Source organism: Microbacterium immunditiarum (genome assembly GCF_013409785.1).
In the GTDB taxonomy this organism is placed as follows: Bacteria; Actinomycetota; Actinomycetes; order Actinomycetales; family Microbacteriaceae; genus Microbacterium; species Microbacterium immunditiarum.
The window spans coordinates 730828-757509 of sequence record NZ_JACCBV010000001.1 but is presented as its reverse complement, the minus strand read 5'-3'; the positions used below and the strand labels follow the sequence as shown (position 1 = coordinate 757509).

General features: G+C 69.5%; 22 protein-coding genes. 11 read left to right on the top strand and 11 right to left on the bottom strand.

Translation table 11 applies throughout. The annotated features are described in order from the left end of the window. Nucleotides 1-6: 6 nt before the first annotated feature. Nucleotides 7-681: a GNAT family N-acetyltransferase gene (locus tag BJ991_RS03400; protein ID WP_179487463.1), complete on the top strand. Its 675-nt coding sequence runs from the start codon at nt 7-9 to the stop codon at nt 679-681. 111 nt (nt 682-792) lie between these two features. Here BJ991_RS03400 and BJ991_RS03395 read toward each other — a convergent pair whose 3' ends face one another. After that, the gene (locus BJ991_RS03395; RefSeq protein WP_179487461.1) at nt 793-1956 is read right to left on the bottom strand and encodes an acyl-CoA dehydrogenase family protein; all 1164 of its coding nucleotides are present in this window, start codon (nt 1954-1956) and stop codon (nt 793-795) included. A gap of 211 nt (nt 1957-2167) precedes the next feature. Here BJ991_RS03395 and BJ991_RS03390 point away from each other — a divergent pair, with 211 nt between their 5' ends. Then, nucleotides 2168-4273 (top strand): intein-containing Rv2578c family radical SAM protein, encoded by a 2106-nt coding sequence (locus BJ991_RS03390; RefSeq protein WP_179487459.1) that lies wholly within the window; start codon nt 2168-2170, stop codon nt 4271-4273. A gap of 15 nt (nt 4274-4288) precedes the next feature. On the opposite strand, the gene BJ991_RS03385 is transcribed toward BJ991_RS03390, so the two are convergent. Next, nucleotides 4289-5170: an alpha/beta fold hydrolase gene (locus BJ991_RS03385; RefSeq protein WP_179487457.1), complete on the bottom strand. Its 882-nt coding sequence runs from the start codon at nt 5168-5170 to the stop codon at nt 4289-4291. A gap of 68 nt (nt 5171-5238) precedes the next feature. Between BJ991_RS03385 and BJ991_RS03380 the strand changes: the two genes are divergently transcribed. Beyond that, the gene (locus tag BJ991_RS03380) at nt 5239-5913 is read left to right on the top strand and encodes a TetR/AcrR family transcriptional regulator (RefSeq protein WP_343048634.1); all 675 of its coding nucleotides are present in this window, start codon (nt 5239-5241) and stop codon (nt 5911-5913) included. A 41-nt stretch (nt 5914-5954) separates the two neighbouring features. Continuing rightward, nucleotides 5955-7232, top strand: coding sequence for a glycosyltransferase (locus tag BJ991_RS03375; protein ID WP_179487455.1), 1278 nt, complete (start codon nt 5955-5957; stop codon nt 7230-7232). A 120-nt stretch (nt 7233-7352) separates the two neighbouring features. Here the strand turns inward: BJ991_RS03375 and BJ991_RS03370 are convergent, their stop codons facing one another. Next, the gene (locus BJ991_RS03370; protein ID WP_179487453.1) at nt 7353-9077 is read right to left on the bottom strand and encodes a DEAD/DEAH box helicase; all 1725 of its coding nucleotides are present in this window, start codon (nt 9075-9077) and stop codon (nt 7353-7355) included. Nucleotides 9078-9403: 326 nt separating this feature from the next. Between BJ991_RS03370 and BJ991_RS03365 the strand changes: the two genes are divergently transcribed. Both BJ991_RS03365 and BJ991_RS03360 read left to right on the top strand, forming a co-directional pair. After that, entirely contained in the window at nt 9404-12064 is a 2661-nt protein-coding gene (locus BJ991_RS03365) for a tetratricopeptide repeat protein (RefSeq protein ID WP_179487451.1), read from the top strand. Nucleotides 12065-12116: 52 nt separating this feature from the next. Next, a complete protein-coding gene (locus BJ991_RS03360) occupies nt 12117-13043 on the top strand; it encodes a hypothetical protein (protein WP_179487449.1) in 927 nt (308 codons plus the stop codon). A 25-nt stretch (nt 13044-13068) separates the two neighbouring features. Here BJ991_RS03360 and BJ991_RS03355 read toward each other — a convergent pair whose 3' ends face one another. From BJ991_RS03355 to BJ991_RS03345, 3 genes are all read right to left on the bottom strand, one after another. Beyond that, a complete protein-coding gene (locus BJ991_RS03355; protein ID WP_179487447.1) occupies nt 13069-16950 on the bottom strand; it encodes an efflux RND transporter permease subunit in 3882 nt (1293 codons plus the stop codon). Nucleotides 16951-17124: 174 nt separating this feature from the next. Then, nucleotides 17125-18102: a DNA topoisomerase IB gene (locus BJ991_RS03350; RefSeq protein ID WP_179487445.1), complete on the bottom strand. Its 978-nt coding sequence runs from the start codon at nt 18100-18102 to the stop codon at nt 17125-17127. Between the two features lie 13 nt (nt 18103-18115). Then, nucleotides 18116-18382, bottom strand: a complete 267-nt coding sequence (locus BJ991_RS03345; RefSeq protein ID WP_179487443.1) for a DUF7218 family protein — start codon at nt 18380-18382, stop codon at nt 18116-18118. Nucleotides 18383-18638: 256 nt separating this feature from the next. On the opposite strand from BJ991_RS03345, the gene BJ991_RS03340 reads away from it, so the two are divergent. Continuing rightward, nucleotides 18639-18803 carry a hypothetical protein gene (locus tag BJ991_RS03340; RefSeq protein ID WP_179487441.1) on the top strand — a complete coding sequence of 55 codons (165 nt, stop codon included), beginning with the start codon at nt 18639-18641 and terminating at the stop codon, nt 18801-18803. A gap of 99 nt (nt 18804-18902) precedes the next feature. On the opposite strand, the gene BJ991_RS03335 is transcribed toward BJ991_RS03340, so the two are convergent. Further along, on the bottom strand, nt 18903-19679 hold the full coding sequence (locus BJ991_RS03335; protein ID WP_179487439.1) for a MerR family transcriptional regulator: 777 nt from the start codon (nt 19677-19679) through the stop codon (nt 18903-18905). 173 nt (nt 19680-19852) lie between these two features. On the opposite strand from BJ991_RS03335, the gene BJ991_RS03330 reads away from it, so the two are divergent. Then, the gene (locus BJ991_RS03330; RefSeq protein ID WP_179487437.1) at nt 19853-20758 is read left to right on the top strand and encodes a DUF4097 family beta strand repeat-containing protein; all 906 of its coding nucleotides are present in this window, start codon (nt 19853-19855) and stop codon (nt 20756-20758) included. Continuing rightward, nucleotides 20758-21366 carry a PadR family transcriptional regulator gene (locus BJ991_RS03325; RefSeq protein ID WP_179487435.1) on the top strand — a complete coding sequence of 203 codons (609 nt, stop codon included), beginning with the start codon at nt 20758-20760 and terminating at the stop codon, nt 21364-21366. The genes BJ991_RS03330 and BJ991_RS03325 overlap by 1 nt, the downstream gene beginning before the upstream one ends. Nucleotides 21367-21371: 5 nt before the next feature. On the opposite strand, the gene BJ991_RS03320 is transcribed toward BJ991_RS03325, so the two are convergent. Then, nucleotides 21372-21950, bottom strand: coding sequence for a universal stress protein (locus BJ991_RS03320; RefSeq protein WP_179487433.1), 579 nt, complete (start codon nt 21948-21950; stop codon nt 21372-21374). A gap of 151 nt (nt 21951-22101) precedes the next feature. Here BJ991_RS03320 and BJ991_RS03315 point away from each other — a divergent pair, with 151 nt between their 5' ends. Continuing rightward, nucleotides 22102-22302 carry a DUF3073 domain-containing protein gene (locus BJ991_RS03315; protein ID WP_179487431.1) on the top strand — a complete coding sequence of 67 codons (201 nt, stop codon included), beginning with the start codon at nt 22102-22104 and terminating at the stop codon, nt 22300-22302. Between the two features lie 43 nt (nt 22303-22345). On the opposite strand, the gene BJ991_RS03310 is transcribed toward BJ991_RS03315, so the two are convergent. Further along, nucleotides 22346-23122: an IclR family transcriptional regulator gene (locus BJ991_RS03310; protein ID WP_179487429.1), complete on the bottom strand. Its 777-nt coding sequence runs from the start codon at nt 23120-23122 to the stop codon at nt 22346-22348. Between the two features lie 127 nt (nt 23123-23249). Between BJ991_RS03310 and BJ991_RS03305 the strand changes: the two genes are divergently transcribed. Further along, nucleotides 23250-23816, top strand: a complete 567-nt coding sequence (locus BJ991_RS03305) for a DJ-1/PfpI family protein (protein WP_179487427.1) — start codon at nt 23250-23252, stop codon at nt 23814-23816. Nucleotides 23817-23903: 87 nt separating this feature from the next. Here BJ991_RS03305 and purF read toward each other — a convergent pair whose 3' ends face one another. Both purF and purM read right to left on the bottom strand, forming a co-directional pair. Continuing rightward, nucleotides 23904-25364, bottom strand: coding sequence for an amidophosphoribosyltransferase (purF, locus tag BJ991_RS03300; RefSeq protein WP_179487425.1), 1461 nt, complete (start codon nt 25362-25364; stop codon nt 23904-23906). Nucleotides 25365-25389: 25 nt separating this feature from the next. Beyond that, a complete protein-coding gene (gene purM, locus BJ991_RS03295) occupies nt 25390-26535 on the bottom strand; it encodes a phosphoribosylformylglycinamidine cyclo-ligase (protein ID WP_179487423.1) in 1146 nt (381 codons plus the stop codon). Nucleotides 26536-26682 lie beyond the last annotated feature (147 nt).

The window sequence follows — 26682 nt, the reverse complement described above, 5'->3', positions numbered from 1 at the left end:
GCGCGCGTGACCTCCGCCGACCTCGCCCGCATCTGGCCCGCCACGGGCGTCCGAGCGCGAGCCGGCGACCTCGAGCTCCGCTGGGCCGACGACGAGCTGCTCGTCGCCCTCGCGGATGTCGCCGCGCGCGGAATCCACGACGAGGACCGGATGCCCTTCGCGGTCCCGTGGACGCGCGGGACGCCGGACGAGGTCGCGCGATCGGTCGTCTCGTACCACTGGAGCATCCGCCCCCGCGTCGGCCCGGAGGAGCTCCACCTCGACCTCGCCGTCCTCGTCGACGGTGCACCGGCGGGGATGCAGGGCGCGAGCGGCAGCGACTGGCGCGTGCTGCGGAAGGTGCAGACGGGATCGTGGCTCGGCCGCGAGCATCAGGGCCACGGCATCGGAACCCGCATGCGCGTGCTCATGCTCGAGCTGCTCTTCGACGGACTCGGCGCGCTCGAGGCGACGTCGGGCGCGTTCGTCGACAACCCGGCGTCGAGCGCCGTCTCGCGCAGGGTCGGGTATCTCCACAACGGCGTGGTGACCGTCGCCCGCGAGGGCGCGGCCGTCGCCCACCGCAACTACCTCATGACGCGCGAGCGCTGGCTCGAGGTGCGCGACCGCAACGCCTCGCTGCTCGGTGCGCCGGTCGAGCTCGAAGGCGTCGAGGCGCTGCGCGCGGTGCTCGACGGCTGATCGCATCGGTCGCCGTCCGGCGGTCACTCCTCGAGAGATAGAGACGGATGCCGCGCCCGCGCCCCCTCCCCCGAGGGGTGGCCGCGGCATCCGTCTCTGGTCTCGGTGAGCTCAGCGCTTGCCGACGATCTCGCGGCTGACGATGTCGCGCATGATCTCGTTCGTGCCGCCGTAGATGCGGTGGACGCGGGCGTCGAGGAACGCGCGAGCGATCGGGTACTCGGTGATGTAGCCGTAGCCGCCGTGCAGCTGCACGCCGATGTCGAGCAGTTCCCATTCGCGATCGGTCGCCCAGAACTTGACCTTGGCGGCCTCTTCGGCGGTGAGCTTCTTGTCTTTGTAGAGCATCATCGCGCGGTCCACATACGCCCACATGACGTCGACGGTCGTCGCCATGTCGGCGAGCTTGAAGCGCGTGTTCTGGAAGTCGGCGATGCGCTCGCCGAAAGCCTCACGGCTGAGGGTGTAGTCGCGGGTCCAGACGTACGCGGCCTCGCCCGCGGCCGCGGCCGCGACGCCGATCGAGAGGCGCTCGAGGGGCAGGTTCATCATGAGCTGGATGAAGCCGAGGCCTTCCTTGCCGCCGATGAGGTTCTCTTCGGGGACGAAGACGTCTGTGAACGACAGCTCGGCGGTGTCCCAGCCGTGGAAGCCCATCTTCTCGAGCTTCTTGCCGTGGTCGAAGCCCTCCATGCCGTTCTCGACGATGAGCAGGCTGAAGGCGTCGGGGCGCGTGCCCTCGCCGGTCTTGACGAAGGTGACGACCATGTCGGCGGTCTTGCCGCTCGAGATGAACGTCTTGGCGCCGTTGACGACGTACCCGCCCTCGACCCGCTTGGCGGTGGTCTTGATGCCGCGCAGGTCGCTGCCCGCGCCGGGCTCGGTCATCGCGAGAGCGCCGAGGATCTCACCGGTCGCCATGCCGGGGAGCCACTTCTCCTTCTGCTCCTGCGTGCCCATGTGCGCGATGTACGGCACGGCCAGGTCGTCCTGGATGCCCAGCGCGCCCGCGAGCGAGCCGAGGCCGGCACCGATGGTCTCTTCGAGGACGATCGAGCGGAAGCGGTAGTCCTGCAGCATTCCCGCACCGCCGAACTCCTCCGGCACCGAGAGCCCGATGATGCCGGCCTCTCCCGCCGCGAGCATGGTGGCACGGTCGACCTCGCCGTCGGCGTCCCATTGCCGACGCTTGTCGTCGGTCGCGTAGCGCTTGACGAACTCCTTGACGACGTCGCGGAACGCCTCGTGGTCCTCGTCGTAGATGTTGCGCTCCATGCGCGTCTCCTCTCGTCTTCGAGTGAGCGGCCTCGTGGGACGCCCAGGTCCTACGGCTTCGCGTGTGCGCGCGCCTGGTATCGAGTCTTGCACATCATGGCACCGAGTTCCATCGATGATTCTCGGGAGAGGTTCGATCCGTTCGAATGCGCTTCGGTATTCGTCGCTGCGTCGGTTGACTCTACCTCGAATCTCTGTTCGAATAGTCCGCATGCGGTGGCAAGGGCAGCAATTGGCGACGGCGGATGCCTCGGCCCTCCCCGGCATGGAACGCCTGGGCGGCTTCGTGCAGTCGGTCACGACGCCGGAGTTCGCCGGCATGACGTTCCACGAGGTGCTGTGCAAGTCGGCGCTCAACCACGTGCCGAGCTCATCGGCCGTGCCGTTCGACTGGACCATCAACCCCTACCGGGGCTGCTCTCATGCGTGCACATACTGCGTAAGCGCCGACACCCTCGTACTGTGCGCCGACGGCCGTCAGCGTCGCATAGACGAGCTCTCGATCGGCCAGGAGATCGTCGGCTCGGAGAAGCGGGGTGACTACCGGCACTACGTCACGACGCGCGTGAAGGCGAAGTGGGCCACGCGCAAGCGCGCGTTCCGGGTCACGCTCGCCGACGGCACTCAGCTCGTCGCCAGCGCCGACCACCGATTCCTCACGGAGCGCGGCTGGAAGCACGTGCGCGGAGCGATGAGCGGGCCCGAGCAACGGCCATACCTGACGACGAGCGACCGGCTCCTGGGCTTCGGTCTGGGCGGGCGGACTCGGCTGGGCCCGTTCATGCAGGGTGAGTATCGGCGCGGTTACCTCACGGGCATGATTCGGGGCGACGGCATGCTCTTCCACGGCACCTGCACGTACGGCGACCGAACGACGAGCGTGCACAGGTTCCGGCTGGCTCTCGCGGACGATGAGGCGTTGGATCGCACGCGCATGCTTCTCGACGCTGAGGGGATTCCGACCGTCACGCGCCCCTTCGTCGGCGCGACGGAGACGCGTCGCGCGATGACTGCCATCCACACCGCTCGACGCGCCGACGTCGAGGCGATCGCGCGAGTCACCTCGGTCCCCGTGCTCCGCACGTCGGAGTGGCACGCCGGCTTTCTCGCGGGTGTCTTCGACGCCGAGGGCTCCTGCTCGGGCGGTGTGCTCCGCATCAGCAACAAGGATTCCGAGACGCTGCGGCTCATCCACGAGGCGCTCGACGTGCACCATATCCCACACGTCACCGAGCCCGCGCGATCGAACGGCGTCCGCACGATCCGCGTCTCGGGCGGCCTTCCCGAGAGGCAGCGGTTCTTCCGGCTGACGGAGCCGGCGATCACGCGAAAGCTCGCCATCGCCGGCACAGCGGTCAAGACGGCCGCCGACCTGCGCGTCGTGAGCATCGAAGACCTCGGACACGAGATCGACATGGTCGACATCACTACGGGCACCGGCGACTTCATCGCGAACGGCGTCGTCAGCCACAACTGCTTCGCGCGCGGCACGCACGAGTACCTCGAGCTCGACGCCGGGCACGACTTCGACTCGCAGATCGTCGTGAAGGTGAACGTCGTCGACGTGCTGCGCAAGGAGCTCGCGCGCGGGTCGTGGGAGCACGAGCCGGTCGCACTCGGCACGAACACCGACCCTTACCAGCGCGCCGAGGGCCGCTACCGCCTCATGCCCGGCATCATCTCAGCGCTCGCCGAGTCGGGCACCCCGTTCTCGATCCTCACGAAGGGGACGATGATCCGGCGGGATCTTCCGCTGCTGACGGATGCCGCGTCCTCCGTGCGTGTGACGATCTCCACCTCGATCGCGGTGTTCGACGATGCCCTGCAGAAGTCGATCGAGCCCGGCGCCCCCACCGCGACCGCGCGGCTCGAGACAGTGCGCGCGGCGGCCGAGGCCGGCTTCCGGGTGACGGTCTTCCTCATGCCGATCATCCCTCACCTGACCGATTCGATCCCAGCGATCGACCACGCGCTGACGCGCATCAAGGAGGCGGGCGCGCACCGCGTCGTCTACGGCGCTCTCCACCTGCGCCCCGGGGCGAAGCAGTGGTTCATGCAGTGGCTGGAGCGGGAGCATCCGGAGCTCGTCTCGTCGTACCGCGGGCTGTACCCGGGGGCGACCGCGTACGCCTCGAAGGCATACCGCTCGTGGCTCGCGAAGCGCGTGCGACCGCTCATGCGGGTGCACGGGCTCGACGGCGAGGGCGAAGAGGACGGTCCGCGCCGCGGGCCCGTCTCCGGACTCGCGGCGCGGTCGACCGTCGTGACGACCTCGCGGGGAATGCGGGCGGAAGCCGCGGCGTCGCGGCTCTTCTGAGCCGGCGGCGGCGCCCTACCCGAAGTGCTCCGACGAGGGCTTGACCAGGAAATCGACGGTCTCGTCGAGGAACCGGTCCGCGGCGAGGATCCGGTTGTGGCCGAGGCCCTCCGTGACCACGACGCGCGCGTGCGGGTTGGCGGCCGCGAGGCGATCGAGGTCGGAGATGGGCACGACGCGGTCCGCACGATCGTGGAGCACGAGCAGCTCCGTCGACTCGGGCACAGGCTGCTCGGCCGCCGAGATCCGCGGGAACGGGTCCTCTTCGCCCGGGAAGAACCTTGCGGCGAACCGGGCCCGCAGCGCGGCGGCGGTCGTGTGCCCGAACCCGACAAGCCCGCTGAACTGCGACAGCAGCGTATCGGCGTCCGCCGGCGCGGCGACCGTCACGACGCGTCGGGTCGCAACGCCTCCCGAGACGGCGACGAGGGCCGCGAGCGCGCCGAACGAGTGCCCGACGATGGCGTGGAGCAGCCCGTACTTGCGCTGCAGCTCGACGAGCGTGTCGGTCCAGTCGAAGAGATAGGTCGCGCGACCGGGCGTCTCGCCATGACCGGGCGCGTCGAACGCGACGACACGGAAGCCCTCGAACACGAGGTCGCGCACGAGCGTGGCGAACTGCGACGCCCGCCCGCGCCACCCGTGTGCCAGCACGACGACGTCAGCCCCGTTCCCCCACTCGTACACGCGCACGTCGATGCCCTTCCGGGCGAGGCCGTCGATGCGGACCGTCGACCTGCGGGCGAGCTCCATCGTGGGGATCGCATCCTCGGCCAGGCGCTGACCCCGACCGACGGACATGAACACGGGCAGCGCGAGCGCCGCGCCCGCTCGCGGTGAGAACGCACCCACGGTGCGGATGCTGCCGCCGATCACTCGTTCCTGAATCGTCGTCACGTGTCCGTCCTATCTATACGTACGATCGTTCGGTCTAATAACGCACGATCGTACGCTAACCTGGACCTGTGGCACAAGTGCGAGATCAGCGACCCGACGGACGCAGGGCGCGCGGCGACGAATCCCGACGCGCGATCCTCGCGCACGCGATCGACACGGCGTCCGTCGAAGGGCTCGAGGGACTCACGATCGGCCGGCTCGCCGAAGCGGCACGCCACAGCAAGAGCGGCGTCGCCACGCTTTTCGGGTCGAAGGAGCAGCTGCAGCTGGCGACTGTCGAGGCCGCCCGCCAGGTGTTCATCGACGAGGTCGTCGAACCGGCGCGCGAGAAGTCCGAGCGCGGACTGTCGCGTGTGTGCGCACTGATCTGCGAATGGCTCGACTACTCCGACAAGCGCGTCTTCACGGGCGGATGCTTCTTCGCCGCTGCGTCCGTCGAGTTCGACTCGAAGCCGGGACCGGTGCGTGACGCCGTCGTCGCGGCGTCGAGCGAGTGGGAGGACTATCTCACCATCTCGATCCAGCGCGCGATCGACGCCGGCGAGCTCCCGCTGCTGGACGACGCTCGACAGCTCACGTTCGAGCTCGTGTCGTTCCTCGAGGCCGCCAACACGCGCTCCCTCATGTACTCGAGCGTCGAGCCCTACGACCGCGCCGCGCGCGCGGCCCGCACACGACTGATCGCCCTCGGGGGCGACGCCGCCCTCGTCGAGACGATCGGCGTGTCGACGAGCGCGAGCTGAGCGGCCTCCCGCCGAGCGCCCCGATACGCGACGATGTCGGCATGGCCCGCTTCATGCTCGCCGCGATGCCCTTCACCGGCCACGTGATCCCGATGCTGGCCGTTGCCGAGTCGCTCGTCGAGCGCGGGCACGACGTGCGCTTCTACACGGGCTCCGCGTTCCGCGAGCGGGTCGAGGCATCCGGCGCCGCCTTCGTTCCGTGGCGCGAGGCGCCCGACTTCGACGAGAACGACCTCACAAAGACCTTTCCGCGGCTCATCGGCAAGAAGGGCGTGCGTCAGGTGATGGTGAACCTCACCGACGGGTTCATCGCGACAGCGCCGGCGCAGGTGACGGATCTGCTCGAGGCATGGGACGAACAGCCGTGGGACGCCCTCGTCATCGACGACACATCGTGCGGTGGTGCGTTCACAGCAGAGAAGACGGATGCCCCGTGGGCGACGGTCGCGGTCCTCCCCCTCAACCTTCCGAGCCGCCACGGGCCGCCGAGCGGCCTCGGGATCGCCCCCGGTCGCGGGCTGCTCGGCCGGGCTCGGGATGCGGCGCTGCGCGGCATCCGTCCCCTCCTGGCAACCCCGCTGCGCAAACCGCTCGCCCGTGCCCGCGCCGAAGCGACGCTGCCTCCGTCGAAGGCGATCTTCGACGAGGTGATGTTCTCGCCGCACCTGATCCTCGCGAGCGGCGCTCCCCTCCTCGATTACGAGCGTCCGGATCGGCCGGCGCACCTCGACTTCATCGGGCGGCTCGCGGCGACGCCGCGCAAGGACGCGCTGCCCGAATGGTGGCAGGACCTGCATGATCGCACCGTCGTGCACGTCACGCAGGGGACGCAGAACATCGACCCGAGCGACCTCATCCGCCCCACGATCGAGGCGCTCGCCGACCGTGACCTGCTGGTCGTCGTCGCGACCGGTCGCCGCGGAGCCGACGAGCTGCCGTTCGCCGTGCCGTCGAACGTGCGCGTCGCCGGCTTCCTGCCGTACGACGCGCTGCTGTCGCACGTCGACGCCATCGTCACCAACGGCGGGTGGGGAGGGACGCTCGCCGCGCTCGCCCACGGCATCCCGCTGGTGATCGGCGGCGGCGACCTCGACAAGCCCGAGATCGCCGCCCGTGTCGCCTGGTCCGGCGCGGGCGTGAACCTCAAGACGGGCACGCCGACGTCCGCCGCGATCGCCGAAGCGGTCGACCGCGTGCTGCGCGAGCGAGAATTCGCGGATGCCGCGGCCCGCGTCGCGGCTCAGCTCGAGGCTGGCGGCGGAGCGCGGCGCGCGGCCGAGCGCCTCGAAGCGCTGGCCGGAGCGGCATCCGGCTCCTGAGGTCTGTACGACCTAGGTCGTATGCACGGCCTCGCGCCGAGTGCACGGCGTGGACGCACCGCAAAGCCGTGCACTCGGCGGCAAGCCGTGCGTTCGCGGGAGAAAGCGCGCGGGCGCGGGTCAGGCGACCGGGTTCACCTGACGGCCGGACAGCTCCTCGAGCAGGTCGTCACCCGGACGCACCTCGTCGAACGGCGCGTCGATCTCGGCACGGTCGAGCAGCTCGGCCATGCGGCGGCGGCGCTGACGCGGGATGAGCGTCACGACGGTGCCCGCCCGGCCCGCACGACCGGTGCGGCCGGAGCGGTGCAGGTACGTCTTGTACTCGTCCGGGGCGTCGGCCTGCACGACGAGGTCGATGTCGTCGACGTGGATGCCGCGCGCCGCGACATCCGTCGCCACGAGCACCTGCACGCGACCCGACGTGAGGCGCTCGAGGTTGCGCGTGCGCTTGGCCTGGTTGAGATCGCCGTGGAGGGCGAGAGCGCGGATGCCGGCGTCGTCGAACTGCTCGGCGAGCATCTCGGCGTAGGCGCGCGTGCGCGTGAAGACGAGCGTCTTGCCCTCGCGATCCACGAGCGACGCGAGGATCTCGGGCTTGTCGCGGTGGTCGATCACGAGCACGCGGTGGTCGATCGTGCCGGAATCCTGGTCCTCACCGGCGACCTCGAACACGGCCGGCTCGACGAGGAACTCGTCCACGAGCGCGGCGACCTCGCGGTCGAGGGTCGCCGAGAACAGGAGCTTCTGCGAGTCGTCGGCGGTCAGGCGCAGGATGCGCTGCACGGGCTCGAGGAACCCGAGCTCGCACATGTGGTCGGCTTCGTCGAGCACGGCGATGCGGATGCCGGAAAGGTCGAGCTTGCCCTGCTCCACGAGGTCCTCGATGCGTCCGGGCGTGCCGATCACGATGTCGACGCCCTTCTTGAGCGCGCCGACCTGGCGACCCTGCGGGACGCCGCCGTAGATCTGCGTCGTGAACAGGCCCACACTGCGTGCGATCGGCTGGATCGTGCGATCGATCTGCAGCGCGAGCTCGCGCGTCGGTGCGAGGATGAGCGCCTTCGGCGCGCGACCGAACTCGCGCTTCTTGCCGGCCTGCGAGCGCAGGATCGACTCGACGAGCGGAGCGCCGAACGCGATCGTCTTGCCCGAGCCGGTGCGACCGCGCGCGAGGACGTCGCGGCCCTCGATGATCGGCGTGATCGTGGCGGCCTGGATCGGGAACGGCGCCTCAGCGCCGAGGTCGGCGAGCGTGCCGACGATGTTGTCGCCGAGACCCAGGCTCGCGAACGTCACATCGGCGACGGCCTCCGCCTGCACGGCCTGAGCCTGCAGGCGCTCGTGCACGACGTCGGCGTGCTGGTCGGACGCCGAGCGAGCGGCGTAGCCGCGAGAGTCACCGGACGCCGAGCGAGCGGCGTAGCCGCGAGACGAAGCGGTGCGACCCTTCGCCTCGCTGCGCTCGCTCAGGGACCGGGAGGAGCGCTCCTCGCGGGGGCGGTCGGTGCGCTCGCCCGAGTAGCGGGGGCGGTCGGTGCGCTCGCCCGAGTACCGGGGGCGGTCGGTGCGCTCGCCCGAGTACCGGGGGCGGTCGCCGTGTGCGTGGGTGCGGATGCCGCGGGCGGCGTCACGCCCCGCCTTCTCCTGCCCAGTCCAGCGGCGCTTGGGCGCGGCATCCGTCTCGGCTCGGTACCCGCGGTGCGACGGGCTCTTGCTTCCGGGCTTGCCGGCCGACGACTCGCCCGGACGGCGCTTGCGGTCCTGGTACTTCGTCTTCGCGCCGTAGCGCGGGTCGAAGTTCTTCGCGGCGCGGCCGCCGGAGGGCTTCTTGCTCTTGGGCATGGGAGTGTCCTTCTGGGTTCTCTCGCACGAGAACAGCGCCCGCGCGCGGGCATCCCGGACATCCGTCGGCCGGGGCCATTCATGTGATGGTCATGTGCGCCGAGCGGCGCTCACCATCGGCCCCTTGGACTCACAAACCCACCCGCGAGATCGTCGCGGTGTCCAGAGCCGACCGTGCCAGCGTAGCGGCCGCGCCTGTGAAGACGCCCCGGCGCAGAGCATGCCGAATGGGGCGTTCCGCGTGTTGCGGCGGCGGAGTCGTTGTATGCGACAGCATATGGATGTCGGCGTGGGGATGCCGACTCAATCCGTCTGGGGGCTGATCTATGCATCTGTTCGACGCGCCGGATTCAGTGCGCAACATCGAGCTCTCGTCGCTCTTCACGGATCGCGTTGAGGAATCGGAGGCATTCGATGCATCGCTCGCTGCTCATCGGCGCAGACTCGATCAGGAGGCAGGCGAGTCACCGCGAGGCCGAAACGTCCTGGTGTTCCACGGCATGGGTGGAATCGGCAAGTCGGCACTCTCGCAGCGACTCGAAGAGTGGGTCGGGCGTTCCCTGAATCCATCCGTCGGGTGGGGGGCTCCGCCGGCGACGAAAGTCGACGCCACCGTTCGTATCGACCTTCACAACGCCCAAGGGCACATCGACGGCGCGGAGCGGCTTGCCGAGATGCGGATCCAACTCGGGCGGCTCAAGGAGCGCTGGCCTCTCTTCGATGTTGCGTTCGCCGCGTACTGGGCAGCGACGCACCCACTTGCTCCGCTCCCGGTGATCGGCAGCGAGAGCGGCGTTGCCTTCGCGGCGCCGACGATCGCCATACTCTCCGCTCTTACGGAGGACCGCATCCCCGAGGACTTCGACAACCCGAGCACGGCAACGAGCATCGGCGCGGTCGTGACGACGTGGCTCGCCGATGCTATCTCGTCGAGGTTCCGCAGGCGCTTGGCGATCGATCCGCCAGTCGGCTATGACGACCTCTTCATCCGATGCGCGACCGAGCCGAGCCCGTCCAACCCTCGCCCTGAACTGCTCGGGCTTCTTGCGTCCCTCTTGGACTATGAGATCGCCAGCTGGCAAGGACCGACTCCGCTCGTCGTGGTCTTCATCGATACGTTCGAGCGAGTCGGCGATCTCGGGAACGCGGAGGGCGAGGCTCTTCTCAACCAGGTCGCGTACGCGATGCCGCACGTTCTCTTCGTGATCACCGGCCGCGACCGGCTCCGATGGTGGGACCTGTCGGGCCGGTGGCTTCCACACCGCGGGCCTCGCACCTGGCCCCTCCTCGTTCAGGGCGCCGTGGACGAACCTCGGCAACACGCGCTCGAGCTTTTGTCGGAGAGAGACCGACGATCGCTGCTGCAGCGCATTCGGGAAAGCCTCGACCTCCCGGTCAGCGACGATGTGCTGGAAGAGATCGCCGATCAATCCGGAGGGCTTCCGGAGTACATCCGGCTTGCGAAGGAATCAGCGATCGAAAGAAACAGAAACGGCCTCGAGATCACCGCTGAGGCCGTCACCGGAAGCCTCGATGACCTCGTTCTCCGACTCTTGCGAGATGTCACTGCCGAGGACGAACAGGCCGCCATCCGCGCAGCGGCGCTCTTCCCCGAATGCACACCGGCACTCGTGGCGGCGACCGCGAGCGTTACGCACGGGGCGGCAGCGCGCGCACTAGCTCGACCCTTGTTCACCCCGGTGATCGAGAATCCTGGACGATTCACGATGCATGATCGGGTGCGAGACGCGATCCGCGGGGCGGGACACGGAAGCAGAGGCGGGTGGGCGGAGGCTGATTGGGTCGACGCCGGGACCCGCGCCATCTCACATTCGAAGACGGAGTTCGACGATGCGCGCCGCCGCTACGATCTCGCTTTCGCTGCGGAGAACGGAGCGGAGGCAGCCGGCGTCGCGGGCGAGCTGCTGCAGATCGTCGGAATGGCCATCACCGTGCTCTGCGCAACCGAGGCAAGAGTTGAACAGGCGACCGCGCCCGGCTATGCAGACTGGCTCACGGAAGCCGTGATCAAGGGGCCGTCGATCGCCGGACTGCGGCCCTTCGTGCCCGCGCGAGCACAGACAGCCCGAGGCTCCGACATCCTCCGCTTCATCGAGGCGAAGTCCGATTCGACACCACACTCCGTTCGGACGGCCATACTCCGGTCGCTGTTCGACTCGAGTTCCCACATGTCATGGATCGCCGGCCGCCACCTTGCGTACGCGTATGCGAGCGCGGCCGACTGGGACCGCGCCCTGAGCACATTCGACGAGTTGATCGCGCGGAAACCCGAAAATGAGTTCGTCCGACACCACCGCGCCCTGCGGCTTGTCGTGGCGCGACGGTTTGGACAGGCATTGGATGCAGTTCCCGAGTTGTCACCGAAACGGCACAGGGGCGTGCGCGCGCGCATCGACGCGGCACACGGCAAGCCCGCCGAGCGCGTGCGCATCCTCAGAGAGGCGGCCACCCGGCCAGACACGACGGCTGGGATCAAGGACAGGCTCGAGGACGAGGGGTTCGCGTGGCGCTGGGCGGCGCTGGTTGATGGCGATGTATCCGAATCGCAGATCGAATCGCTTCATCTCCGGGCGGCCAGCGCCGGACACGACATCGCCCAGCGAGACGCGATCGTGGCCAAGGCGCTCAAGAAGGGTGCCGTGGGCGACGCTGACCTCCGCTGGCTTGTCGGCGTAGACAGATCACGAAACGACGGTCATCTGGGGTTTCGTGAAGCCCTGGTTCGATGTGCGCTCGCGTTCGCGTCTTCGGATGACTCCGCACTGAGGACGCTTCAGCAGGAGATCTCCAGCCGCAGCCAGCCACGGGGTCAATCGTGGATCCCCGTGGACTTCCTGATGGAGTGGTTGGGCTACGAACTGCCGACTGCGCCGGCCGAGTGGCTCATCCCGCGCGAGAAGGTCGCTCGCCGCTGGATCAAGATCTGGTCGCGGTGGAAGGAGCGCGCGTCGTCGACGCCCGCGTGAGACGATCGGCGCACGCCCGACACCTCTCGGGTGACAGGGCAGGGAGGTCCTCGTGCGCCGACGCATCGCCGCGGTCCTCGCGCTCACGGGCAGCGCGCTGCTGTGCGGCACCCTCATCGGATGCGGCCCAGCGGGGCAGCAGCCCTCGACCGACCCGCCGGTGCCGCTCCCCACGCCGACCGAGACGCTCGACCACGGCCGGCTCTCGCAGCAGGGCCCGCCGCCGTTCGTCGTGCGCTACGACTCGACGGAACTGCGCATAGCGGCCGCGGGCTGGTGCTGGAACAGCGGATGCGCCGACGGCATCGACCTCGACCCGCCGTCGATCGGGTCGCCCGATGACGTGCTCGTCTTCATCCCGGACTTCGACCTCCTCACCGCCGTCCAGGTGAGCGGCGAGCGATACACGTGCGACAGCCGCACCCTCGACGCGAAGACCGAAGACCTCGGCGGCGGCTGGTGGCGGGTGACGCCGCAGGGTCCGGCCGATGATTACACCGTCGACCTGTTCGCATCCCAGGGTGGCGGCGACGTCTTGGCTCCGCCGGGCGGTTCCGGAGACATGTTCGCGTCGCTCCGCTGGACGACGACCGCCGACGCGCCGCTGCCCGAACCCGAGGCCTCGCTCGTGCTCGTCGTGAACCACGACGGGGAGCCCGACTCGTACGGCCTCGAGCTCTCGGTCGCGAATCTCGCGCAGACGCCCGCCGAGTACTCCGCGACCATCACGGTCACGGCCGCGAACGGCAAGTCGCGCACCTTCGAGGCACGCCCCGCCGAGCATTGCCCCGGCGCCGGATGGCTGTTCTTCGACGAGCCCGATTCCGAGGCTCTCGCCGCCGCGCGGCTCGGCGACTTCCCGTTCACCTACCGTGTCGAGCTCGTCGTCGACGGCGCGACCCACGTCGCGACGGCGGAGTACACCGGCGACGAGGACGGCATCGACGTACCGCTCGAGTTCGAGCCGGCTCTGAACTGACGGATGCCTCGCCCGAGGCACGGGCTCAGCGGTCGGGGTGCTCGGGGTCGGTGTCCGCGTCCGAGTCGGCGCCGGCGTCCGCGTCCGCGTCCGTGTCGGCGTGGGGCTGCTCATCCTGAGGCTCGTTCGCGTCGGCGTCCGAGTCGGACGTCCCGTCAGGATCCGGCTGCGGTTCGTGCTCGGTCTGCGCCTCGTCTTCGGGCTGCGGCTCCCCGTCGGGCTCCGGGTCCGACACAGCCGCCGGATCGGAGTCGAGCACCGGCTCGGCCTCCGCCTCCGCCTCGGACTCGGCCCCGGCAGCGGGCTCCGCCTCGGACTCGTCCTCGACCCGCGGCCCGGACTCGACCTCGACCGCCGGATCGGACTCCGCATCGGACTCGGACGCCGATTCCGACTCGACCTCCGACTCGGCCTCATCAGCACCCGGCTCCTCCACGAAGGGCGCGACGAACTCCGGTCGCGGCGCCTCCTCGACCGGCTCCGTCCACTCGGCAGGCACTTCGGCGATGAACACGAGCGGCTCGCCGGCCGCGGGCTCATCCACCTCGGGTTTCGCACCCGACGCCCCCGCGGCCGAATCCGCCGTCGGGGACTGGTCGGCGGGAGCATCCGCGGAAGCCGGCTCGACCACCGCAGCGTTCCCCACCGCGAGCCCTGCCTGCCGCGCACGCCGCGCACGCCGCGTCTCGTACACCGGCTCCGTTCCGCCCTCGACGGCACCGCCGACGACCGCGGCGCCCAGAGATGCTCCGACGAGCTCGCGCTGGTCGTCGGTCGGGCCGTCGCCGGTCGCGGCATCCGTCCCGCCTGCCGACGAGCCGTCGCGCCCCGCGCGCCGCGCGGCCCGCCGCTCCTTCGCGCCCTCGACGAGGTTGTAGAGCGTCGGCAGCACGAGGAGCGTGAGCACGGTCGACGACACGAGCCCGCCGATCACGACGATCGCGAGCGGCTGCGAGATGAAGCCGCCGTGTCCGGTGATGCCCATCGCCATCGGGGTCAGCGCGAAGATGGTCGCGAGCGCCGTCATGAGGATCGGGCGGAGACGGCGAGAGCCTCCGGCGATCGTCGCGTCGTGGGCCGACAGGCCCTTCTCGCGATACTGGTTCACGAGGTCGACGAGCACGATGGCGTTCGTCACGACGATGCCGATGAGCATGAGCACGCCGATGAGCGACGCGACCCCGAGCGGCACGCCCGTGATGATCTGCAGCAGGATCGCACCTGTCGCCGCGAAGGGCACCGAGACGAGCAGCAGCAGCGGCTGACGCAGCGACTTGAACGTCGCGACCATCACGATGTACACGATGAGGATCGCGGCGAGCAGCGCGAGGCCGAGCTGCGAGAACGCATCCTGCTGCTGCGAGAGCACTCCGCCGAGCTCGGCGTCGGCGGATGCCGGGAGCTCCGTGTCTGCGAGGGCCTCGTTCACCGCGGCCGACGCCGCGTTGAGGTCGTCGGTCGCGGGCGTGACCGTGACGGTGGACGTGCGCTGCCCGCGCTGCGTCGAGATCGAGGTCGGACCCTCGCTCTGTTCGACCGTCGCGACCTCCGACAGCGGGATCGGCCCGGCCGCCGACGGAACCGTGAGCGCGCGCAGCTCCTCGATCGTGGCGGGCGTCTGCGACGCTGCGAGGAACACCGTCAGCGCGGTGTCACCGATCTCGACGGTGCCGATGCGCTGCGGCTGCATCGTGTTCGACACGAGCGCGCCGACCGCAACCTCCGACAGGCCGAGGGACGCGGCCTTGTCGCGGTCGACGGCGACTGAGATGAACGGCAGCGATGCGGCGAGGTTGCTCGACACCTGGCTGATCCCCTCGCGCCCGTCGACGGCGGCGACGACCGCATCCGTCGCCTCCTGCAGCGTCGCCGAGTCGGGGGCCGTGACGTCGATCTCGATGTCGCTCGAACCGAACCCGCCCCCACCGCCGGCGACGGTGATCGTTCCGACGTCCTCGAGGTCGGCGACGGCTGCCTGCACGTCGTCGCGCAGGGCGAGCTGGTCGGCGTCGGGGTCGGTCGTGATCGAGTACGTGATGCCGCCACCGCCGCCCGTGAAGGCGTCGCGCAGGGGCGAACCGCTCGAGCCGATCGACACCTGCACGGTCTCGATGCCGTCGATGCCCTGGAGGACGTCCTCCACCTGCTCGGCGGCCGCGCTCTCCGCGTCGAGGCTCGCGGCAGGGCCGATGTCCTGCGTCATCGTGAAGGTGTTCTGTCCCGAGTCGCCGAGGAAGTTCGTCTTCATGAACGGCGCGGCCGCGATCGTGCCGCCGAGCACGAGCACGGCGAGCAGCAGCGTCGTCCACGAGTGCTTGAGCGTCCACGTCAGGATGGGCAGGTACGCCTTCTGCAGGCGCGAGGGCGGCGCATCCGGGTCTTCCGGATCGATCGCCCGCCCCTCAGCGTCGAGGATCTGCTTGCCCGGACGTAGGAACCAGTACGCGAGCACCGGCACGATCGTGAGCGCGACGAGCAGCGACGCCGACATCGCGATCGTCACCGTGAGCGCGAACGGACGGAACAGCTCCCCCGTGACGTCGCCCACGAACGCGATCGGCACGAAGACGGCGACCGTCGTGATCGTCGAGGCCGTGATCGCCGCCGCCACCTCGCGCACCGCGCGCAGGATCGCGGTGCGCTTGTCGGCGTCGCCGACGTAGTGGCGCTTGATGTTCTCGATGACGACGATCGAGTCGTCGACCACGCGCCCGATCGCGATCGTGAGCGCGCCGAGCGTGAGGATGTTGAGCGAATAGCCGAACGCCTGGATGCCGACGAACGTCACGAGCACGCTCGTCGGGATCGAGATCGCCGCGACGAGCGTCGACCGCACCGACAGCAGGAACACGAAGATCACGAGCACCGCGAAGACGAGGCCGAGCAGGCCCTCCTGCGCGAGCGACTCGATGGACTGCTGAATGTACGGCGCCTGGTCGAACACGACCGTGAACTCGGCTCCGCCGAGGCTCTCCTCGAGGTCGGGCAGCACCGCGAGCACACCGCGCGACACGTCGACGGTGTTCGCCGCGGGAAGCTTCGTCACCGCGATCGTGAGCGCCGGCTCGCCGTTGACGCGCGAGATCGACGTGATCGGGTCGGACTCCTGCGCGACGGTCGCGACGTCGCCGATCGTCGTGGTGCCGGCCGCGAACTGCGCCGCGTCGCCGGGCACCAGCGGCAGCGCCGCCAGCTCCTCGACCGAGGTCACCTTCGTGCCGGTCTGCACCGTGAGGGTCTGCTCGCTCTCGGTGATCTCACCGCCGGGGAACAGCACGCCGTTCTGGTCGAGCGCGTCGCGGATCGCCTGCTGGCTGAATCCGGATGCCGCGAGCTGCGCCTGGTCGGGCGTGATCGTGATCCGCTGCCCCGAGGCGCCGACGGTCTGCGCGGTGTTGACGCCAGGCACGTCTTCGAGATCGGGAATGACGGATGCCTCGAGCTGCGCCTGGATCGACTCTTCGTCGTCATACCCCGTGACCGCGAGCTGGATCACCGGGAAGTCGTCGATGCTCGCCGTCAGCACGCTCGGCTCGACGCCGTCGGGGAGCTGGCTGTCGATCCGGTTGATCGCCTGCGTGATCTTCTGCTCGGCCGTCGCGAGGTTCGTTCCGTACGTGAACGAGGCCTGAATGACCGACGCGTTCGTCGTGCTCGTGGCGCTGGTCGACTCGAGGCCGGGCACGCCCTGGATCGCTGCCTCGATCGGCGTCGAGACATCATTGCTGACGACCTCGGGAGACGCGCCCGGGTAGGTCGACACGACGATGAGCGCCGGGAACTCGATCGACGGGATGAGCTCCTGCTTGAGGTTCGTGAGGGCCAGGCCCCCGAAGATCGCGGCGACGATCGTGATGAGCGCGATGAGAGCGCGGTTCTTCAGGCTCAGGACGGCGAGGTTCGACACGGATGCCTTCGGTGGAGTGGTGCGGAAGGAGACGCGCGCGGCGAGCGCCGCGGCGGGATACGCGAATGTATCGGGTTCAGTATTCCATGGCGGTCATGGCCTCTCCCTGAGGGTCTGCTGACCCTTCGGCCGCGGAGCGAGCGCAGCGAGACGAAGCGCGCCCCGCGCGGGGCCCTACTCGCCGACCGACCCCGGCCGCAGCAGCGCGCGGATCGCCGACTCCGGCGTGCGATCGAGGTCCAGCACGTTCCCCTCGGCGTAGCGCTTGAACACGCGCGGGTCGATGTAGGAGCCACGCGCGACCGATGGGGTGTTCCCGAGCGCCTGCGCGGTCGCCCGCACCGCGAGCAACTCGGCCTTCTTGCGATCGGACTTCGTGTCGGCGGCGCCGATGCGCGCGAGGGCCTCCGCCGCGAGGATCGTGCCGCGCAGCGTGCGGAAGTCCTTCGCCGTGAACTTCCCGCCCGTGAGAGCTCGCACGTACGCGTTGACCTCCGGGGGCGTGAGCGCGACCCGCCGACGGCCACGCTGCCACGCGAGCAGAGCCGCCTTCGGCTTTCCCTCGACGAGCAGCTCGAGCACGTGAGCGAGGTCTTCGTCGTCGATCTCGAGCAACTGGCGCTGGCCGCTCTTCCCCGGGAACGAGAGCGACACGGTCGGGATGATCACCGAAGCGTGCCGCCGTTGCAGCGTCGTGAGCCCGTGGCTGCCGTGCGCATTGAGGTAGCGCTCGGATCCGATGCGGGGGGCGGCGGTGTCCAGCATCCGGAACGCCACGGCCAGCACCCGCTCCTGCTCGAGTCCGTCGGTTCGCAACGACGTCGTGACCCGCGCCCGGGCCCGCGGCAGCGCCTCGGCGAGCGCGAGCGCCCGCGCGTACTTGCCGCGGTCGCGGCCGGCCGTCCACAGCGGGTTGTAGATGTACTGCCGACGCCCGACCCCATCGGTTCCGACCGCTTGGATGTGGCCGTCGGCGCGCTTGCTGATCCAGACGTCCTCCCACGCGGGCGGGATCACGAGGTCGCGGATGCGTTCGAGATCGGCCTCGCGCGGCGGCTTGCCCTTCGCGTCGACGTACCGGAACCCCGACCCGGAGCGCACGCGCCGGTAGCCGGGGTCCTGGTGGGGACGCACCCGCGTCAGTCGTGGCATGCGCCCTCCGTGGTCAGTGGTTGCGCAGCATCGAGACGAGCTCGGACTTCTTCTTGCCCGAGTATCCCTTCAGGCCGAGCTCCTTCGCGCGCTTGCGCAGCTCGGGAACGGTCCGGTCGTCGTAATCCTTGGCGCTGCCGCCCTTGCTGCCCATCTTCTTGCGGCCCTGGCCGGCGGCCGCATTCGAGATGCGCGCGGCCTTCTCCTTCGAGGCGCCGTCCTTGCGGAGCTCCTCGTACATGTCGCGATCCTTGAGATTCGATCCGCGTCCTCGGGGCATCGTCGTCTCCTTCTGCCTGGGGCTCGAGGCCCGAACGAAACGGTACGGCGCGCGTTCGTCGGCCGAGAGGGGCTTGACACCGCCGCGCGGCCGAGTACGCGAAACCACCCGCCGGCAGGCGCGAAAGCAGTTACCACCGGCGCTTCTCGCTCGTCAAGCCCCTGATGACGCGGCGCCGACGGTGCCAATCTCGAGGCGTGCCCATGAGGCATCCGGTGCTTCGCCCCGTCGCATCGGCCTCCCCGAAGGAGTTGACATGAACATCCTCGCCATCATCCTGATCGTGCTTGCGATCGCGCTGTTCATCTGGTGGGGCGTTGTGCCCACCCTGAACTTCCTGCTGTGGATCGCGATCATCCTCGCTGTCATCGCGGTGATCGTGTTCCTGTTCCGGTACCTCAGCGGGCGTCGAGCACCGTAACGGGCAGTCCAGCGATTCTCCGGGCGCAACCCCGGCAGAAGAAGGCGGATGCCACGACCACGACGGTCGCGGCATCCGCCTCTCTTTCGCGCTCGGGCGCTACAGGTTCGCCTCCGCGTACACGCGCAGCGCATCGCGCACGAACTCTGCGCCGGCGCTGCCGCCCGCGCTCGTGGCGTAGTTCGCACCGAACCGAGGATCGGCCACGTACATCTCGCCGAGGCCGATGACGTAAGCCTTCACATCACCGCCCGGCGTCGCCGCGGGCGTGCCGGGGACTCCGGTCAGCCACTCCACGTGGCGCTTCGCGAGTGCCTGCGCCTCGTCGCTGTCCGGAGCGATGCCGCGCTCGGCGGCGGCGATCCAGTCGCGACCGAGGTCTGAGACCTTCTGCTGCCACGCCGCCTTCTCTTCGGCGTTCATCGAGCGCCACCAGCGGTCGCTGTCGGCGTAGGCCTTCTTGCCCCAACGCTCTTCGACCTCGTCCTTGTACTTCGTGTGGTCGAAGCCGTCGAACATGTTCTCTGCCATCAGGGGTTCACCTCCTCTCAAGGCGTCGATGGTCGACTCGACCGACGCGATCTGGCGCGCCAGCCGGCTCTGCTCCTGCCGGAGCCACGCGAGGTGCGCCTCGAGGGCGGGCACCTCGGCGGTGTCGTTCGCGAGCAGGTCCTGGATCTGCGGCAGGCCGAGTCCGAGTTCGCGCAGCAGGAGGATCCGCTGCAGCCGCACGAGGGCCCGCTCGTCGTAGTACCGGTAGCCGTTGCCGCCGATGCGGGACGGCGCGAGCAGTCCGATGTCGTCGTAGTGACGCAGTGTGCGGCTCGTGGTGCCCGCGAGCTTCGCGATCTGCTGAATGGACCACTCCTCGGTCATGCCTGCCTCCTTTCGTCTTCTCGGCTCGTTCGCCGTGCAGAAACGACGCTAAAGGTTGACGTTGCGTCAAAGTCAAGCCGACTTCTGAACATTCTCTTGACCAGCTCGCGATATATCGTGTTAGCATCTCATCACGCGATATATCGCGAATCCCCACATCGCAGGAGCATCCCATGACATTCGAGAAGTGGATCATCCACCCCGGCGAGACGCGCGTGATCGACATCGAGACCGTGCGCTCGCTCAAGATCGGGCTGGTCGGCGGCCAGCTCGACGTGATCGCCCATGACGAGCCGGGCGCCCGCATCGAAGTGCATTCGGTCACCGTGAAGGACCTCCGCATCGAGGTGTCCGGCGACCACGTCGAGATCGACCACCCGCAGCTGCGCTGGGACAACTTCCTCGAAGTGTTCCGCAACTTCGGCGCAGGCGGTCCCAAGGCCGAGATCAGCGTCGCCGTCCCCCGGTCGGTCGCCCTCACGATGGGCGTCGTGAGCGCGAGCGCGCTCGTGTCCGGCATCCGCGAGAACGCCCGCCTGAACACCGTCTCGGGCGACCTGATCGTCGACGGCCTCACCGGCGACCTCACGGTCAACGCCGTGTCGGGCGATGTGCAGGTGCGCGAGCTGGTCGGCGCGCTGAACGCCAACACCGTGTCGGGCGACATCGCCGCGACCGGCTCGCTGCGCAGCGCGACCATCGACACCGTGTCGGGCTCGATGCTCGTCGACTCGACGGGCGACATCCACGCGGTGAGCCTCAACACCGTGAGCGGCGACGCGACGGTCCGCCTCGACGACGGCTTCCCGGCGAACTACGTCATCCGCAGCGTCAGCGGACGGGTGATCGTCGACGGCCAGAAGGTCTCGGGCACCGGCACCGGCCCCCTCACGAACTTCACGGGAGCCGTCGGCGAGCTCAGCGGCAGTTTCGCCGACGTGCGCGCCAACAGCGTGTCGGGCAGCGTCACGGTGCTGCGGCGCTCGGCGAGCACGAACGCGAACACGGATACCCCGGCCGACGCCGATCGTCCGGCTTCGGATGACGCCGGCGCCGGCATCGACGAAGAGGAGTGGTGATGACCCCCGTCTTCTCGCACGGCGACCTGCGCCTGTACCTGCTGAACCTCCTCGACGAGGCTCCTCGGCACGGGTACGACATCATGCAGGCGCTCTCCGACCGCACGGGCGGCACGTACACGCCGAGCGCGGGAACGGTCTATCCGCGCCTCGCGAAGCTGGAGGAGGAGGGTCTTGTGACCAAGACCGTCGACGGCCGCAAGACCGTCTACTCGATCACCGACGCCGGCCGGGCCGAGGTCACCGCCCGCAAGGGCGAGCTCGAAGGCATCGAGGCGAACCTCGCCGACTCTGTGCGACTCATCGCCGATGAGGTCCGCGGAAGCGTGCGCGAGGCGATGAAGAGCCTTCAGGCCGATCTCGCTGCCGCCGCCCGGCAGGAGCGTGAGACCGCCCAGCGGCCGGCGCCCGTCGACGACGCCCGCGCGCGCAGTCGCGAGCAGCTTCACCGCGCGGATGCCGCTGTCAACGACTTCCGGATCCGGGTGCGCAGCGACCTTCGCACGCACGTCGCCCGGGGCGGGGAGCTCGCGACCGACACCGTGGACGCCATCGTGAACGAGCTCGACCGCATCGCCCGCGACGTCACGCGAGCGCTCCGGGGCTGATCGGCCTACTCGGGCCAGATCTCCTCGTCATCGGGGACCGGCTCGCCGAGCGGCACGACCAGGATCGGCCGATGCTGCCGATGGGCGAGCCGCGCGGCGACCGATCCCGTGAAGAACTCGCGGATCGACTCGCCGATGCCGCGACGGCGCGTGCCGATGACGAGGAGCTTGGCCTCGACCTGCTCGCCGAGGTGCTTCATCGCCAGGGCGGGGTCGCCCACGAGCTGCTTGACCGTCCACTCGACGCCGCGGCCGGCGAGGGCTTCGGATGCCTCGGCCATCACCTGCGCGAGGGCGTCCTCGCCCGTCATCAGGTCGACGTCGATCGGCGCCGAGTGCACGTACCCGTCGGGATCCTCGTACGTCACGAACCGCGTGACGTCGACGTGCACGACGATCAGCGGGGAGCCGAGCAGCTTCGCGTAGCGCGCCGCCTCCTTCAGGACACGCGGCGGCTGACCGGGCACGACGCCCGCGATGACCGCTCCGCGCAGCTCTTCGGGCGACGGCGTCCGGGGGCCGGATTCCGATGAGGTCTCGTCCGCCGAGCCTTGGTCGAAGCCCTCGGATGCCGCGTCCGACATATTCCATCGTCCCCTTCGCCGACGTGTCGGAGCCGCCTGGGTGGATGGGGCCCCGTGGTATCCTGAATGCTACTCTTACCGGCCTGTGACCGGATCGTGAATGCGGCGGGCGCCCGCACAGCCCGCGACTCAGAAAATGAGGGGGTCTCGCATGGGGCGTGGCCGTCAGAAGGCGAAGCACACCAAGATCGCCCGTGAACTCAAGTCGTTCAGCCCGAGCGTGAACTACGCGGCGCTCGAGCGTGAATTGGCCAGCCACGATGACGACGAGTACGTCGACAAGTGGGCCGACCAGTACGACGATGAGGACGAGGACGAAGAAGACGCGGCGCTGAACAGCGCGATGCGCTGATCCGCCCGCAGCTCCGCACGCCCGGTCGCGAGTCTCGCCGACGTCAGGCGTGCAAGCTGCTCGACACGTGCCACGCGCCGCGTCGCACGATTCGCTCGAGCTCGTGGGCACGCGACGCGAAGTCCTCGGCCGTCGTCGAGAGCGACACGGCGCCGATCGTCCGCCCGCTGTGCGACCGCACGGGCGCCGCAATGCATGCCAGCTTGGGCATGTACTCTTCCACCTCGATCGCGATCTGCAGCGCGCGCACGTCGTCGAGCTGCTCGAGGAGCCCCCGCTCACTCGTGACCGAACGCGTCGAGACCGCCGGCGCGCCGTGCCTGTCGAGGTATCGCCGGACACCGTCGTCGTCGCGTGCCGCGAGCATGAGCTTGCCGAACGCCGTCACGTGCGCGGCCTCGGCGAACCCGACGTGGAGCTGTCCGATTCGCGGATGGTCACGGGAGTCGGCGATGTGGGCGACGGCGATGTCGTCGCCGCGGAAGACGGTGAGGTACGCCGGCGCGGCCGCGCGATCGTGCATCTCGCGCAGGATGCCGCGCACCTCGGGCGTCACCACCAGCTGCGCCCGCACGGCACGGCCGAGTCCGTCGACCGCCCGCCCGAGCACGTACCGCGCGTCGTCTCCTCGCGCGAGGTAGTCGTGCGCGACGAGCGTCGCGAGCAGACGGTACGTCGTCGCCGTCGAGAGTCCGAGACGCGACGCGAGCTGCGCGGCGGTCAGCCCCTCCGCGCTCGCTCCGATCTCATCGAGGATCTGCAGCACGCGGTCGGCGGAGCGGGTGCCCGCCACGTCGCGGGCCGCGGAAACGGCGCCCATGCGGCCCAGTGTAAGCCGGTGCATGCCGATGCGTATTCGCACATCGTGAGAACGAGGATGGCCGGGGCGGGGCATCCGCGATCACGATCGAGACAGACAGACACGGTCGTCTCGAAAGGAACCCGCCATGGCCGACAAGATCCTCATCCTCACCGGCGACGCCGCCGAGACGCTCGAAGTGTTCTATCCGTACCACCGGCTGCAGGAGGCCGGTTACGAGGTGCACATCGGCGCGCCCGAGAAGCGCAGGCTGCAGTTCGTCGTGCACGACTTCGTCGACGGCTTCGACACCTACACCGAGAAGCTCGGACACACGTGGGAGGCCGACATCGCCTTCGCCGACGTGAACCCCGAGGACTACGTCGCCATCGTGGTCCCCGGAGGGCGGGCGCCCGAGTACATCCGCAACAACGAGGACGCGAAGCGCATCGTCCGCCACTTCTTCGAGCGCAACGAGCCGGTCGCGGCGCTGTGCCACGGACCGCTGCTGCTCGCGGCCGCCGGCGTGCTCCAGGGCCGCACGTCGTCGGCGTACCCCGAGCTCGCGGTCGACGTCGAGACGGCGGGCGGCATCTTCGAGAACGGCGGCGGGGTCGTCGACGGCAACCTCGTCACGGGACGCGCGTGGCCCGACAACGGCACCTGGATGAAGGCGTTCCTCGACGTGCTCGAGGGAGCGAAGGTCACCGCGTAGCGAAAGGCCGGGGGGACCGGATGCCTCGGGCCCGCGCGAGCGGGCGGCCGGGGCATCCGTGTCTCCGCGTCGCCGCGCGGCCGGTGGTCAGGACTCCTGCGAGCCCTCCACCCAGCTGAGGTACTCCTCGGTGACGGTTCCCGTGATGTAGCGGCCGTCGAAGCAGCTCATGTCGAGGTCGTCGAGGTCGGAGCCCTCGAGGATCGCCGCCTTGAGATCCTCCACCTCCTGGAAGACCATGTAGTCCGCGCCGAGCTCCTTCGCGATCTCCGGGATCGTGCGCCCATGGGCGACGAGCTCGTGACGCGAGGGCATGTTGATGCCGTAGACGTGCGGGTAGCGGACCGGGGGAGCGGCGGACGCGAACGTGACGCTCTTGGCGCCGGCGTCGCGCGCCATCTGGATGATCTGCTTCGACGTCGTGCCGCGCACGATCGAGTCGTCGATGAGCAGCACGTTCTTGCCCTTGAACTCGCTCGACATCGCGTTGAGCTTCTGACGCACGCTCTGCTTGCGGACCGCCTGGCCGGGCATGATGAACGTCCGGCCGACGTAGCGGTTCTTGTAGAAGCCCTCGCGGTACTCGATGCCGAGCTTGCGCGCGACCTGCATCGCCGCGGGGCGCGACGAGTCGGGGATCGGCATGACGACGTCGATCGCGCCCTTCGGGGTGTACTTCGCGATCGTGTCGGCGAGGCGCTCGCCCATGCGCAGGCGCGCCTCGTACACCGAGATACCGTTCATGATCGAGTCGGGCCGGGCCAGGTACACGTACTCGAACGAGCACGGCACGAGCTTCGGATCGGGGGCGCACTGCTTCGTGTGCAGGTGACCGTCGAGGTCGATGAACACGGCCTCGCCCGGCAGGACGTCGCGCACGACGTCGAAGCCGGCGTTCTCGAGCACGAGCGACTCGGATGCCACGATCCACTCGTACTTGCCGTCGCCGGCGTCGCGCACTCCCATGATGAGCGGGCGGATGCCGAACGGGTCGCGGAACGCGAGGAGGCCGTATCCGGCGATGAGCGCGACAGCGGCGTACGAGCCCTCGACGCGCTCGTGCACGCGAGCGACCGCCTGGAAGATCTGGTCGGCGTCGAGCTGCAGCCCCGAGATCGACGCCTGCAGCTCGTTCGCGAGCACGTTGACGAGCAGCTCGGTGTCGGAGCTCGTGTTGAGGTGGCGGCGGTCCTTGTGGAACAGCTCCTCGGTGAGCTCGCGCGTGTTCGTGAGGTTGCCGTTGTGCACGAGCACGATGCCGTACGGCGCGTTCACGTAGAACGGCTGCGCCTCTTCCTCGCTCGACGCCGTGCCCTTCGTGGCGTAGCGACAGTGGCCGAGCCCGATGTTGCCGAGCAGCGATCGCATGTCGCGCGTGCGGAACGCCTCGCGCACCATGCCGCGCGCCTTGGCGAGGTGGAACACGCCGTTGTGCTCGGCGGTCGAGATGCCTGTGGAGTCCTGGCCTCGGTGCTGCAGCAGCAGCAGGGCGTCGTAGATCTCCTGGTTGACCGGCGCCTGGCCGACCATTCCGACGATGCCGCACATGGGGTGGTGATGCTCCGTTTGCTCGTTATGCCGCGGCGTCGTCCGCGTACGTTCCGACGAGGCGCACGGCTCCGCCGTCGACGCCCTTCGCGCCCTGCTCGAAGGCCGCACCGCCCTCGGGGAGCGGACCTTCGTTCACGACGCCGACCTGCCAGGCCGCGATGCCGTCTTGGGCGAGGGCGGATGCCGCGGCATCCGCCTTGTCTGCCGACACGACCGCCACGAAGCCGATGCCGAGGTTCCACGTGCCCTCGGTCGAGGTCAGGTCGAGTCCGCCGAGGTCGGCGAGCACGCGGAACACCGGCGGAGGCGACCACGTCGAGCGGTCGACGTCGACCCACGTGCCGCGCGGAAGGACGCGCGCCACGTTCGCGGCGATGCCGCCGCCCGTGATGTGGCTCAGCGCGTGGACGCGGTCGCCGTGGTCGGCGATGAGCCGCAGCAGGGGAGCGGTGTACAGGCGCGTCGGCTCGAGGAGTGCCTCGCCCCATGTTGTGCCGTGCGAGCCGAGGTCGGGCGCGCGGTCGCCGTACTGCACGCCGGCGCGAGAGACGATGTGGCGCACGAGCGAGTAGCCGTTCGAGTGGAGTCCGCTGCTCGCGAGCGCGAGGACGACGTCGCCTGTCCGCACGCGCTCGGCGCCGAGCACGTGGTTCGCGTCGACGACGCCGGTCGCGGCGCCGGCCACGTCGTAGTCGTCGGGACCGAGGAGTCCGGGATGCTCGGCCGTCTCGCCGCCGACGAGCGCGGTGCCGGTCTCGGCGCACCCGGCCGCGATGCCGCGCACGATGTCGGCGATGCGCTCGGGAACCACCTTCCCGCACGCGATGTAGTCCGTCATGAACAGCGGCTTCGCGCCCACTACGACGATGTCGTCGACGACCATGCCCACGAGGTCGAGGCCGATCGTGTCGTGCTTGTCGATCGCCTGCGCGATCGCGACCTTCGTGCCGACGCCGTCGGTGCTCGTCGCGAGCAGGGGCTTGTCGTACGCCTTGAACGCCGTCGCGTCGAAGAGCCCGGCGAAACCGCCCACTCCTCCGAGCACTTCAGGCCCGTGGGTACGGCGGACGGCCGACTTCATCAACTCCACTGCGAGATCGCCCGCAGCGGTGTCGACGCCGGCTTCGGTGTAGGGATTCGCGGGGGCGTCGCGGGAGGGGGAGGCCACGGCCTCCAGCCTACCGGCGGCTGCCTGAGCGGATGCCCGGCGATCCCGGTGGGCGGCGCGGTCGGCGCCGCGCCCTTCTCCGCCCTTCTCCGCTTTCGTTGCGAGCGTAGGAGATGAGCGCGGCGTAGGACGGATGCCGCGAGATCG

Excerpts from the sequence above, each read along its gene's own strand:
- BJ991_RS03395 (WP_179487461.1), bottom strand. The coding sequence starts at position 1,956 with ATGGAGCGCAACATCTACGACGAGGACCACGAGGCGTTCCGCGACGTC.
- BJ991_RS03390 (WP_179487459.1), top strand. The coding sequence starts at position 2,168 with ATGCGGTGGCAAGGGCAGCAATTGGCGACGGCGGATGCCTCGGCCCTC.
- BJ991_RS03375 (WP_179487455.1), top strand. The coding sequence starts at position 5,955 with ATGGCCCGCTTCATGCTCGCCGCGATGCCCTTCACCGGCCACGTGATC.
- BJ991_RS03370 (WP_179487453.1), bottom strand. The coding sequence starts at position 9,077 with ATGCCCAAGAGCAAGAAGCCCTCCGGCGGCCGCGCCGCGAAGAACTTC.
- BJ991_RS03365 (WP_179487451.1), top strand. The coding sequence starts at position 9,404 with ATGCATCTGTTCGACGCGCCGGATTCAGTGCGCAACATCGAGCTCTCG.
- BJ991_RS03350 (WP_179487445.1), bottom strand. The coding sequence starts at position 18,102 with ATGCCACGACTGACGCGGGTGCGTCCCCACCAGGACCCCGGCTACCGG.
- BJ991_RS03345 (WP_179487443.1), bottom strand. The coding sequence starts at position 18,382 with ATGCCCCGAGGACGCGGATCGAATCTCAAGGATCGCGACATGTACGAG.
- BJ991_RS03340 (WP_179487441.1), top strand. The coding sequence starts at position 18,639 with ATGAACATCCTCGCCATCATCCTGATCGTGCTTGCGATCGCGCTGTTC.
- BJ991_RS03335 (WP_179487439.1), bottom strand. The coding sequence starts at position 19,679 with ATGACCGAGGAGTGGTCCATTCAGCAGATCGCGAAGCTCGCGGGCACC.
- BJ991_RS03330 (WP_179487437.1), top strand. The coding sequence starts at position 19,853 with ATGACATTCGAGAAGTGGATCATCCACCCCGGCGAGACGCGCGTGATC.
- BJ991_RS03325 (WP_179487435.1), top strand. The coding sequence starts at position 20,758 with ATGACCCCCGTCTTCTCGCACGGCGACCTGCGCCTGTACCTGCTGAAC.
- BJ991_RS03320 (WP_179487433.1), bottom strand. The coding sequence starts at position 21,950 with ATGTCGGACGCGGCATCCGAGGGCTTCGACCAAGGCTCGGCGGACGAG.
- BJ991_RS03315 (WP_179487431.1), top strand. The coding sequence starts at position 22,102 with ATGGGGCGTGGCCGTCAGAAGGCGAAGCACACCAAGATCGCCCGTGAA.
- BJ991_RS03310 (WP_179487429.1), bottom strand. The coding sequence starts at position 23,122 with ATGGGCGCCGTTTCCGCGGCCCGCGACGTGGCGGGCACCCGCTCCGCC.
- BJ991_RS03305 (WP_179487427.1), top strand. The coding sequence starts at position 23,250 with ATGGCCGACAAGATCCTCATCCTCACCGGCGACGCCGCCGAGACGCTC.
- purF (WP_179487425.1), bottom strand. The coding sequence starts at position 25,364 with ATGTGCGGCATCGTCGGAATGGTCGGCCAGGCGCCGGTCAACCAGGAG.